Annotated in this window: 11 protein-coding genes and 1 pseudogene; 5 read left to right on the top strand and 7 right to left on the bottom strand. The window is 70.4% G+C overall.

The features are described from left to right. Positions 1-224: pseudogene (locus tag AC3WXD_RS29720) on the bottom strand (hypothetical protein); the annotation flags it as partial. A gap of 255 nt (positions 225-479) precedes the next feature. Between AC3WXD_RS29720 and thiL the strand changes: the two are divergent. The 3 genes from thiL (at position 480) to AC3WXD_RS29705 (ending at position 2,697) form a co-directional block, all read left to right on the top strand. Continuing rightward, on the top strand, positions 480-1,478 hold the full coding sequence (gene thiL, locus AC3WXD_RS29715) for a thiamine-phosphate kinase (RefSeq protein ID WP_492325243.1): 999 nt from the start codon (positions 480-482) through the stop codon (positions 1,476-1,478). A 106-nt stretch (positions 1,479-1,584) separates the two neighbouring features. After that, on the top strand, positions 1,585-2,151 hold the full coding sequence (locus tag AC3WXD_RS29710) for a phosphatidylglycerophosphatase A family protein (protein WP_020204307.1): 567 nt from the start codon (positions 1,585-1,587) through the stop codon (positions 2,149-2,151). A 48-nt stretch (positions 2,152-2,199) separates the two neighbouring features. After that, on the top strand, positions 2,200-2,697 hold the full coding sequence (locus AC3WXD_RS29705) for a CinA family protein (protein WP_020204306.1): 498 nt from the start codon (positions 2,200-2,202) through the stop codon (positions 2,695-2,697). A gap of 47 nt (positions 2,698-2,744) precedes the next feature. Here the strand turns inward: AC3WXD_RS29705 and pyrF are convergent, their stop codons facing one another. Further along, positions 2,745-3,563 carry an orotidine-5'-phosphate decarboxylase gene (pyrF, locus tag AC3WXD_RS29700; protein ID WP_020204305.1) on the bottom strand — a complete coding sequence of 273 codons (819 nt, stop codon included), beginning with the start codon at positions 3,561-3,563 and terminating at the stop codon, positions 2,745-2,747. Positions 3,564-3,729: 166 nt separating this feature from the next. Between pyrF and AC3WXD_RS29695 the strand changes: the two genes are divergently transcribed. Continuing rightward, positions 3,730-4,632: a DMT family transporter gene (locus tag AC3WXD_RS29695; protein WP_492325242.1), complete on the top strand. Its 903-nt coding sequence runs from the start codon at positions 3,730-3,732 to the stop codon at positions 4,630-4,632. Positions 4,633-4,741: 109 nt separating this feature from the next. On the opposite strand, the gene AC3WXD_RS29690 is transcribed toward AC3WXD_RS29695, so the two are convergent. Next, complete coding sequence (locus AC3WXD_RS29690; protein WP_155888161.1) at positions 4,742-5,098, bottom strand: hypothetical protein; 357 nt, start codon at positions 5,096-5,098, stop codon at positions 4,742-4,744. A gap of 56 nt (positions 5,099-5,154) precedes the next feature. Here AC3WXD_RS29690 and corA point away from each other — a divergent pair, with 56 nt between their 5' ends. Next, on the top strand, positions 5,155-6,117 hold the full coding sequence (gene corA, locus AC3WXD_RS29685; RefSeq protein ID WP_020204303.1) for a magnesium/cobalt transporter CorA: 963 nt from the start codon (positions 5,155-5,157) through the stop codon (positions 6,115-6,117). Between the two features lie 18 nt (positions 6,118-6,135). Here the strand turns inward: corA and mtgA are convergent, their stop codons facing one another. From mtgA to AC3WXD_RS29665, 4 genes are all read right to left on the bottom strand, one after another. Continuing rightward, positions 6,136-6,900 (bottom strand): monofunctional biosynthetic peptidoglycan transglycosylase, encoded by a 765-nt coding sequence (gene mtgA / locus AC3WXD_RS29680; RefSeq protein WP_020204302.1) that lies wholly within the window; start codon positions 6,898-6,900, stop codon positions 6,136-6,138. Positions 6,901-6,927: 27 nt separating this feature from the next. Then, complete coding sequence (aroE, locus tag AC3WXD_RS29675; RefSeq protein ID WP_020204301.1) at positions 6,928-7,833, bottom strand: shikimate dehydrogenase; 906 nt, start codon at positions 7,831-7,833, stop codon at positions 6,928-6,930. Continuing rightward, on the bottom strand, positions 7,830-8,699 hold the full coding sequence (locus AC3WXD_RS29670; protein ID WP_454732494.1) for an energy transducer TonB: 870 nt from the start codon (positions 8,697-8,699) through the stop codon (positions 7,830-7,832). The genes aroE and AC3WXD_RS29670 overlap by 4 nt, the downstream gene beginning before the upstream one ends. A 172-nt stretch (positions 8,700-8,871) precedes the next feature. Beyond that, the gene (locus tag AC3WXD_RS29665) at positions 8,872-11,016 is read right to left on the bottom strand and encodes a ribonuclease catalytic domain-containing protein (RefSeq protein WP_492325241.1); all 2,145 of its coding nucleotides are present in this window, start codon (positions 11,014-11,016) and stop codon (positions 8,872-8,874) included. Between the last annotated feature and the right edge of the window lie 81 nt (positions 11,017-11,097).

Raw genomic sequence — 11,097 nt, 5'->3', positions numbered from 1 at the left:
CGGAACGAGTTGGCCGGATCGACCACGATCTCCTCGCAGGCCGCGGCCACGCCGGGGGAGTAGGCCAGCGCCAGGTCGCGCTGGTTCGACAGCGGCTTGGTCGGCGTGACCGAGATCTTCCCGGGGGTCGGAAACTCGTGATATTCCAGGGCGGCTTTGCGCAGCGCCTCACGCTGCTGCTGCTTCAGTTCGTCTTGGGGCGTGGGCTGCTGGGGACTGGTCATCGGCGCATCTTCCGGTCGGTGGAACCGTTGTAGACGTTATGGGAAACGAAAAGGCGGGCCGGTTCCACATACCCGCGGTCTCTTCCTTCTGAACCTGACATTTTATATTGTGAAATATTATTTCACAATAAGCGTTTTGCGCGGGGCAGCTTTGCGTTTCGGTACAATATGCCGCATGCCGCCAGCGCTGACCAGCGGGGCGTAACCCGCGGCGCCGGGCGCCGCCCCGGGCGGAATCCCGCCGCCACCCGTCCCATGCCATCTTCTTCCCGCGCCGCCGGTGCGCCCGGCGCCCCGCTCTCCGAATTCGACCTGATCCGCCGCTTCTTCACCCGCCCCGCGCGCAAGGCGGTGCTTGGCGTGGGCGACGACTGCGCGCTGATCGAAGGCCGCCCCGGCCACCACCTCGCCATCAGCACCGACATGCTGGTCAGCGGCCGCCATTTCTTCCCCGACGTGGCGCCGCGCGCGCTGGGCCACAAGGCGCTGGCCGTGAACCTGTCGGACCTGGCCGCGATGGGCGCCGAGCCGCGCGCGTTCACGCTGGCGCTGGCGCTGCCCGAGGCGGACCCGGACTGGCTCGGCGAGCTGGCCGCCGGCATGCTGGCGCTGGCCGATGCCCACGGCTGCGAACTGATCGGCGGCGACACCACGCGCGGCCCGCTCACGCTGAGCCTGACGGTGCTCGGCGACGTGCCCGCCGGCATGGCCCTGCGGCGCGATGCCGCACGCCCCGGCGACGACATCTGGATTTCCGGCACGCTCGGCGACGCGCGCCTGGCGCTGGGCGACTGCCGCGGCGAATGGCTGCTGCCCGAGCCGGACTTCACGCAGGTGCGCCCGCGCATGGACACGCCGCTGCCGCGCGTCGCGCTGGGCATGGCGCTGCGCGGCGTGGCGCATGCCGCACTCGACATCTCCGACGGCCTGCTCGGCGACCTCGGCCACATCCTTGAGCGCTCCCAGGCCGGCGCCCTGCTCGATGTCGACGCGCTGCCGCGCTCGGCCGTGCTGGCCGAGCAGCCCGAGGCGCGCCAGCGCGAATGCACGCTGGCCGGCGGCGACGACTACGAGCTGTGCTTCACCGCGCCGGCCGGCGCCCGCGAGGAAATCGCCGCCATCGGCGCGCGCCTGGGACTGCCGCTCACGCGCGTCGGCAACATCACCCCCGAGCCGGGCCTGCGCCTGGTCGACCGCGAGGGCAACCCGTGCACCTACGGCGGCAGCAGCTTCGACCACTTCGCCTCCCCCTGACAAGCGGCGCCCGGCCGTGTCATGATGCTGCCGTGCGGGGCGCCAGATCCCGCCCGGGCGCAGCCGCCCGGGACAATCCCATCCAAACCAGACGAGCCAATCCTTGATGTCCGCCTATCCGCCCGGGCCCGCCGCGCACGATCCCGCCCTGACCCTGGAAGCCGGCCAGGCTGCCAAGGTGCTGCGCCCCACCGCGCGCTTCATGCTGTCGCATCCGGCCCACCTGATCGCGCTGGGCTTCGGCTCGGGCCTGTCGCCGGCCGGCCCCGGCACGGTCGGCACGCTCTACGCCTGGCTGTCCTACCTGGTGATCTCGATGTGGGTGCGGCCGGAGGCCTGGCTGTGGATCATCGCCGGCGGCTTCCTGCTCGGGCTGTGGGCGTGCGCGCGCACCGCGCGCGACATGGGCGTGCACGACCACGGCAGCATGGTGTGGGACGAGATCGTGGCGTTCTGGCTGGTGCTGCTGTTCGTCATGCCGACCGGCTTCTGGGGCCAGCTCGCCGCCTTCCTGTGGTTCCGCCTGTTCGACATCGTCAAGCCGGCGCCGATCGGGCACCTCGACCGCACGCTCAAGGGTCCCGGCCTGCGCGGCGGCTTCGGCGTGATGTTCGACGACGTGATGGCCGCCTTCTACACGCTGCTGGTGTTCGCGCTCTGGCGCTCGCTGTAGGCCGGCCCTGCCGCTCTCCCTGCCACCCTCCTCACCGAATCCGCCATCATGTCCGTCAGCCGCTTGCTCGATCAACTCGCCATCCAGGCCGGCATCTCCCTGAACGAGAAATCGCTGCTGCTCGCCACGGCGGAATCCTGCACCGGCGGCCTGGTGGCCGCGGCAATCACTGATGTATCGGGGTCGTCGGGCTGGTTCGAGCGCGGCTTCGTCACCTACTCGAACGAAGCCAAGACCACCATGCTGGGCGTGCCGGCCAAGCTGATCCGCGACCACGGCGCGGTCAGCGAGGAGGTGGCCCACGCGATGGCCGAGGGCGCGCTGCTCAACAGCCGCGCCCAGGTCGCGCTGTCGATCACCGGCGTGGCCGGCCCCACCGGCGGCACGCCCGACAAGCCGGTCGGCATGGTCTGCTTCGGCTGGAGCAACCGCATCACCACGCGCGTGGAAACCCAGCGTTTTCGCGGCGACCGCCAGCAGATCCGCCGCCAGGCGGCCGAGCACGCCATCCGCGGCCTGCTCGAGCTGGTCCGCAACGAGTCCTGAAGCCTCCCGCGGATTCCGCTGCGCCGAACCGCGCCGGCGCGCCGCCGTCAGCCCGCGCGGAAGCGGTTGATGGCCTCGCGCGTCTGCAGCGCGACGTTGCGCGCGGCCGCGGCGAAGTCCTTCTCGCGGCTGGCGTAGAGGATGGCGCGCGACGAGTTGATCATCATGCCGGTGCCGCCGGCCGTGCGCCCGGCGCGCACGGTGGCCTCGATGTCGCCGCCCTGGGCGCCGATGCCCGGGATCAGCAGCGGCATCTCGCCGACGATCTCGCGCACCCTGGCGATCTCGGCCGGGAAGGTCGCGCCCACCACCAGCGCCATCTGCCCGCTGGTGTTCCAGCGCGTGGCGGCGGCCTCGGCCACCACCTGGTAGACCGGCTTGCCGTCCACGTTCAGGAACTGCACGTCCGAGCCGCCCGGATTGGAGGTGCGGCACAGCACGATCACGCCGCGGTCGGGATAGGCCAGGTAGGGCTCGAGCGAGTCCAGGCCCATGTACGGGTTCACGGTGACGGCATCGGCCTGGTAGCGCTCGAAGGCCTCGATGGCGTACTGCTGCGCGGTCGAGCCGATGTCGCCGCGCTTGGCGTCCAGGATCACGGGGATGCCGGGATGGGCGTCGTGGATATAGGCCACCAGCTGCTCGAGCTGGTCCTCGGCGCGCTGCGCGGCGAAATACGCGATCTGCGGCTTGAAGGCGCACACCAGGTCGGCGGTGGCGTCGACGATTTCGCGGCAGAACGAGAAGATGGCGCCGCCGGCGCCCGTCATGGACAGCGGCAGCTTGGCGGGATCGGGGTCGAGCCCGACGCACAGCAGCGAGTCGTTGCGCTGCCAGGCCTCGGCCAGTTGTTCGGTGAAGTTCATGGAATGCTCGCTGGTCTGGGTCGGCCGCGGCGGAGCGGCCCGGGCGGGGCCGGGCCCGCGCTGCGCGCGGCGACGGTGGTTGCCAGCGATTTTACCCGCTGCATGCTATCTTCTGCCGTTCCTCCCCGATACAAAGAGCGGCATCGCACGCAGCCGCCCGCCCGCCATGTCCCTTGACCGCCGCAGCCTCGTCCTGCTCGTCGTCCTCACCATCGCCTGGGGCGTCAACTGGCCCATCATGAAACTCGGCGTGGCGCACTTCCCGGCAATGGGATTCCGCCTGCTGTGCATGGCCGGCGGCGTGCTGGCGCTGGGCCTGGCCCTGCGCGTGCGCGGCGAGCCGCTGCGGGTGCCGCCCGGCCAGTGGCCGACGATCGTCAAGCTCGCCCTGTTCAACATGGTGGTGTGGCACCTGCTGGCGATCTGCGCGGTCAAGATGCTGTCCTCGGGCCGCGCCGCCATCCTCGGCTACACCATGCCGATCTGGGCCGTGGTGTGGGGCCTGGTGCTGTACCGCGAGCGCATCGGCGCCGCGGCCTGGGCCGGCATCGGCTGCGCGCTGGCGGGCACGGTGCTGCTGCTCTCGGGCGAACTCGCCGCGCTCACCGGCAGCCCGGCCGGCACGCTGCTGATGCTGGGCGCCGCGGCGGGCTGGGGCCTGGGCACGCAGATGATGAAGCGCAGCCGCATCGAGATGCCGGTCGGCGCGCTGACCTTCTGGATGCTGGTGGTGACGCTGCCCTTCCTGCTGGCCGGCACGCTGGCCTTCGAGAGCAGCTGGCGCCTGCCCGACGCGGTGGAATGGGGCGCCATCGCCTACAACGCGGTGGTGGTGTTCGCCTACTGCCACCTGGTGTGGTTCGTGCTGGCGCGCAGCCTGCCGCCGGTGGTGTCGAGCCTGTCGGTGATGTTCATCCCGGTGGTGGGCGTGTTCTCGGGCATGTGGATGCTGGGCGAGCAGCCGCACTGGCAGGACTACGCGGCCATCGTGCTGATGTTCGCGGCGCTGGCCTCGGTGCTGCTCGTGCCGCTGCTGCGGCGGCGCCTGCTGGCGGCCCGCGCGCGCTGAGCGCGGCACCGTTGCGCGCAGGGTGCGGCGGCGGCGCCATTCACCCATATTTCACTTAACAAGCCCCCTGCGTTGGGCTACACTCGCGGCCATCATAATCCCGGAGAAACTACGTGGGCAGTAGCATCGGGTGTTCGAGTTGCCGCGGCAAAGCCGCGACCACACCGAATGCCATGTCACTGCGGGCTGCGTAACGACGACCGCCGGAACCGGCCCAGGCCGCTTCCACCGCCTCGTCGGACTTGCCCGCAGAACCATACTGCGGGTGAGCGTTTTTCCGTGTCCCTTGCCGGCGCACCGCCAGTGCGCGCCGCTTCGTTCCGGATCTTCCCTCCCCCGGCTTGCCAGCCATGAACGGCAAACGCCATCGCCTTGCGCGCGCTTTCTCGCCGGCGCGCAGCGCGATCACGCTTGCCAGCGGCTTCCCGCCCTTGCGCCACGCGGCCAGGGACGGGTTCGCTTCCATGCCCGGCAAGCCGCGCCTGCGCGTTTCTTCGCCAAACGCAACAAGGAAGCCCTGGGATGATCAACCTGTTCGTCCTGCAGAAAGGCCGGCTCGCACAGGAGCAGGTCGATGACCGCAATGAACTGCTGCAGCACAAGCCGATCTGGATCGACGTCATCAGCCCCGACGACGAAGAACTCGCCTGGATCAAGGAAGCCTACGGCGTAGCCCTGCCCGAGCTCGAGGACCTGGGCGACCTGGAAGCCTCGGCCCGCTACTTCGAGGGCGAGGACGAGAACATCCACATCCGCACCGACTTCCTGCTCGACGAGGAAGACATCTCGCGCAACGTGCGCGTGGCCTTCGTGCTCGCGCGCGACGTGCTGTTCTCCATCCACGACGAAGACCTGCCGGTGTTCCGCCTGGTGCGCCTGCGCGCGCGCGTGCGGCCCGGCTCGGTGCGCAACGCCAAGGACGTGCTGATGGACCTGTACGCCACCGACGCGGAATACTCGGCGGACTCCATCGAGGAAGTCTACGAGCGGCTGGAAGAGGCCAGCAAGCGCGTGCTGGCCGAGAACGTGACCGACGCCGCCGCCGCCGACGTGCTGGAAACCATCGCCCGCGAGGAAGACCTGAACGGCCGCATCCGCCGCAACGTCATGGACACGCGCCGCGCGGTCTCGTTCCTGATGCGCAGCCAGCTGCTGTCGGCCGAGCAGCAGGACGAGGCGCGCCAGATCCTGCGCGACATCGATTCGATCGAGAACCACACCGCGTTCCTGTTCGACAAGATCAACTTCCTGATGGACGCCACGGTCGGCTTCATCAACATCAACCAGAACAAGATCATCAAGCTGTTCTCGGTGGTGTCGGTGGCGCTGATGCCGCCCACGCTGATCGCCAGCATCTACGGCATGAACTTCAAGCTGATGCCGGAGCTGGACTGGGCCGCGGGCTATCCGTGGGCGATCGCGCTGATGGCGGTGTCGGCGGCGGTGCCGCTGATCTACTTCCGCCGCAAGGGCTGGCTGAGCTGAGCGGACCCGGGGCGCCGCTCAGTCCGGCAGCGTGGCCGCGCCCATGCGGCGCGCGATGATGCCGGCCTTGACCTTGAAGTTGACGCGCACGCTGGCGCAGTACGGCTTCTTGTCGAAGCATTTCGGCGCCGGCAGCGCCGCGGCCAGGCGCGCCGCCTGGCCCACGTTGAGCTTCGCCGCGCTGGTCTTGAAGTAGTGCTGGGCGGCGGCCTCGGCGCCGAACACGCCCTCGCCCCACTCCACCGAGTTCAGGTAGATCTCGAAGATGCGCTGCTTGTCGAGCCAGAACTCCAGCATCCACGTGATGGCCAGTTCCTGCCCCTTGCGCAGGTAGTGCTGCTCGGGCGAGAGGAACAGGTTCTTGGCCAGCTGCTGGGTGATGGTGGAGCCGCCGCGCACGATGTGGCCGCGCTTCTTGTTGCGCTCCCAGGCATCGAGCATGGCGTCGAGCTCGTAGCCGGGATGGTTGACGAAGTCGGCGTCCTCGCTGGCGATCACCGCGCGCTTGAGGTTGCGCGAGATGTCGTCGTAGCCGACCCAGCGCCGGTCCACCTGGCAACTCCAGACGTTGAAGCCGCACAACCGCCAGCGCTCGGCGCGCATGAACGCGGTGGAAGACGGGTTCACGTATTGCCACGCGGCGATCTGCAGGAAGAAATACACCTGCATGGCCAGCACGCCGGCCACCGCGACGCCGATCAGGTAGGCCAGCCAGCGCAGCGCGCCGGGGCCGCGGGCGGACGTGGCGGCGGCGGAGCGGGCGGTGCGCCTGCGTTCTGCCATGACGGATGCGCGCGGCCGGCCGGTCGCTCAGCGGGCTGGCTTGCCCGCCGGCTCCGCCTGCAGCTCGGCGCGCAGTTGCGCCAGCACCGGCGCGGTGGCGGGCCGCACGCCGCGCCAGTTGTAGAAGGCCTCGGCGGCCTGCTCGACCAGCATGCCCAGCCCGTCGCTGGTGCGCGCGCCGCTTTGCGCGGCGAACTTCAGGAACACGGTCGGCTCGGCGCCGTACATCATGTCGTAGGCCAGCACGTCCTTGCCCAGCAGTTCGGCCGGCAGCGGCGGCAGCTCGCCCTGCAGGCTGCTGCTGGTGGCGTTGATGACCACGTCGCAGGCGTCGTCGCCGGTCAGCGCGGCGAGCGCGTCGAAGCCGCCGCCCCACAGTTCCACGCCGTATTCGTCGGCCTGCTGCGCCACGTCCTCGAGGATGAAGCTGGCGCGCTCGGCGGTGCGGTTGGCCACCACGATCCGGTCGGGGCGGCACATCACCAGCGGCAGCATCGCGCCCCTGGCCGCGCCGCCGGCGCCGAGCAGCAGGATGCGGCGGCCTTCGAGCAGCGTGTCGAGGTTGATCTCGATGTCGCGCACGAGGCCGATGCCGTCGGTGTTGTCGCCGTGGATCAGGCCGTCCTCGATCCACATGGTGTTGACCGCGCCGGCGCTCTCGGCGCGCGGCGTGAGGCGGTCGGCCAGGTCGTAGGCCTCGAGCTTGAACGGCACGGTCACGTTCAGGCCGTGGCCGCCGCCGGCGAAGAACGCGCGCACGGTGTCGGCAAACCCGTCCAGCGGCGCCAGCAGGCGCTCATAGGAAACGGCCTCGCCGGTCTGCCGCGCGAAGGCGGCGTGGATGGCCGGCGAGCGGCTGTGCGCGATCGGGTTGCCGACCACCACGTAGCGGTCGGCGGTGGCGGGGGTCTGCGTGGTTTCTGTTGACATCATCTGGCCTGTAGGCGGGTTTCCAGGCCGCTGCGCGAAAACCTGAAGGTGGAGATCACTTCGAGAATATCCTGGCGCGCCTGCATCTGCGGCGTGAAGCCGCCGAACGGCGCGGCCGCGCGCACGATCGCCACCGCCTGGCGGTCCAGCGCCGGGTCGCCCGAGCTCTTGACCACGTCGATGGCGTCGACGTTGTAGCCGTCGCGGTTGTAGCCGAGCCGGCCCTGGCGGTTGACGTTGATCACCAGGATCAGCTGGCCGTACAGCGGCTTGCCGTTGCGCTGGGGAAAATCGGCGGTGCCGCGCGCCTCGATCTTCTGGCGCAGGCGGTCGTAGTACTGCGCGTACTCGACTTCCTGCGCGCTGGTGGCGGTGAGCTGGAAGCGCTTGGGCCGCTTGGCGTACTGCTCCAGGCTGCGCCCGATCTCGGCTTCGAGCTTGGCCATCTCGTCGAGCGAGGTGCGCTCGTCCTGGCCGCGCAGCGGCATCTCGGTGCGCAGCTGGCCGGGCTTGAGCGGCTGGCTGCTGACCGCCGGCGCGGCTTCGCGCGCCTGCGTCATGAGCCGCTGCTGCTCCTGCTCGAGCTGCTCCACGCGGCGCTGCATCTGGCGCACCAGGTCGCCGTCCTTGGTGGCGGTCTGGGCCGGCAGCGGCGTGGTGGCGCGCTGCCGGTCCTGCTCGCCGCCGCCGTCGAGATTGGCCTGCGCCAGCACGGTCGGGTTCTGCGGGCGCTGCGCGGACTTGGAGTTGACCAGCACCACGTCGAGCGCGGCATCGGTGCGCTTGATCTCGAAGGCCTCGGGCGCGACCACGCGCACCGTGAGCAGCAGCGCGTGGGCCAGCACCGACACGGCCAGCGCCTTGCTCATCGTGCTGCTGGCATTCCACCACTGGCGGGGAGAAAAGGCGGCTTTCACGATGGCTGGCGTGGTTGCTGGCGTAGAGGGATCGGGGCGGCGGCGGGACCGGGCACGTGCCTGTCGGACCCGGCCCGGTTCAGACTGCGATTGTAAGGGAGCGCCCCGTTTTTTTCCGAGGGCGTCAGGCGCCGCCGCCGGCGCCGGTGTCGCGTGCGCCCGACGAAGCGTCGCCGGCGTCGCCCGGCGCGCCGGCGGCATCGGCGGCGTCGCCGTCCTGCGCCGGTGCTTCCACGGCAGCGCCGTCCGCGCCGCCCTCGGCAGCCGCTTGCGCGGCCTCCTCGGCGGCGGCTTCGGCGGCGGCCTCGGCCGACACCTCGGCGGCCTCGTCGTCGCCTTCCAGTTCTTCCGAGGGCAGCTCGCCCTCGCCGGCGAACACTTCCAGCACGCGGCACGACACCTCGAGCGAGATCTCGTCGGTGGCGCCGATCTCCAGCAGCACCTGGGTGCCGCGCGCGGCCTGGGCCAGCTCGGGCACGCGCGTGACCAGCGGGATCTCGGCAAAGCGCACCGCGCCTTCCTTGAGCACCGAGGCCATCATGCGCTCGCGCTTTTCCTGGGCCAGCCAGCGCAGGCACCAGTAGCGCTCCATCGTGGACTGGTGGTCGGCGTAGGCCGCGTAGGTGCCTTCGAAGTCGGCCACGGCGGCCAGCAGGTCGGCGTCCTTGGGCTTGAACGGCGCCACCAGCTTGGCGGTGACGCCGTGCTGGGCCACCGCCAGGATCTGCCACTGGTTGACCAGGTCGACGTAGCGGCGCAGCGGCGAGGTGCTCCACGCATATTGCGCCACGCCCAGCCCCTCGTGCGGCGCCGGGTAGGTCTGCATGCGGGTGCGGTGCATGCCCCAGGCCTTCTGCGTGCGGTAGATGCCCGGCACGCCGTGGTCGGCCAGCAGCTTGCCCCAGGTGCTGTTGGCCAGGATCATCAGCTCGGCCACGAGCTTGTCCAGCGGCGAGCCGCGCCGGCGCTGCTCGATGCGCACGCGCTCGCCGCCGTCCGGCAGCGCGTCGAGGTAGAAGTTGTAGTCCGCGCGGTTGTGCGATTCCGGGCGCAGGCCGCTGGCCAGGCGCGCCTTCTGGCGCTCGTCGTGCAGCCAGCCGGCGAAATGCCAGAGTTGGGTCAGCTCGGGGCGGAACGGATAGTCGCCGGTGCCGGCGGCCAGCGCGGCCTCGGTCACTACGTCATCGAGCAGGTTGTGGCGCAGGTTGGCGGCGATCATGACCATCTCGGCGCGGGTCTCGCTGCCGAGGATCATCTGCAGGGCCGGGTCGTAGTCGACGTAGAGCGACAGCGCCGGGCATTCGCGCCCTTCCTGCAGCGTGTAGCGCTCCACCACGGCGTCGGGCAGCATGGTGATCTTGTCGCCGGGGAAATAGACCGTGGACAGGCGCTGGCGCGCCACCGCGTCGAGCGGCTCGCCGCGGCGGATGCCCAGGCCCGGCGCGGCGATGTGCACGCCGACGCGGATCTTGCCGCCGTCCAGCGGCGTGACCGACAGCGCGTCGTCGATCTCGGTGGTGGTGACGTCGTCGATCGAGAACGCCTGCACCGCCGCGCGCGGCAGCTCGCCGGCCAGCTCGGGCACGGCCACCTCGGGAAAGCCGGTGCCCTTGGGGAAGCATTCGGAGAGGAACTTGGCCTCGTGCAGCGCGCGCGGGCTGGCGATGCCGCCCACCGCCACCATCAGCCGCATCGGCGACATGCCTAGCGCGGTGCAGGCGGCGTCCATCGCCTTGTATTCGAGGCTGTTCTTGTCGGGCTTGAACAGCAGTTGCAGCGCCTTGCCGCGGAACGCCTCGGGCAGCGCCAGCGCCTTGAGCTGGGCTTCGTACTCGGCCTGCACCTGGGCCTGCTGCTTCTTGCGCTCGAGCGCGGCCAGCGCGGCCTTCAACTGGTCTTCCGGCGCGCGCTGGTAGCGGCCCCGCCCCTTGCGGCGGAAATAGACCGGGTTGCCGTGCAGCGCCTGCGCCAGCGCGGCCTGCTGCACCACGCCCGCGCCCGCGCCGTAGTATTCGGCGGCCAGGTCGGCAAAGCCGAACTCTTCCTCGGCCGCGCATTCCCACAGGAAGTCCAGGTCGATCTCGCCGACCAGTTCGGCGGTCTGGCGCACCAGTTCGGTCGCCGAGGGCTGCGCAAACTGCAGCAGCACGTCGCGCGACTTGACCTTGGTGCGCTTGCCCGCGGGCAATTCCACCTGGTAGGCCTCGCCCTGCTGGGTCAGCACGGTGCCGGCGCGAATCTCGCCGCCTTCTTCGAACAGCAACTGCATGGATCGGTACTTTCAGAAATGCCGGGAGCCGCCCGGCGAAGCCGGCGCCTGGCGTCGGGCAACGCCGCTCGGAACGGCCCG

The sequence above is a fragment of the Cupriavidus sp. FW216-B1 genome (assembly GCF_058789195.1).
The sequence above is the reverse complement of the archived record's forward strand: the minus strand, read 5'-3'. Positions and strand labels throughout refer to the sequence as shown.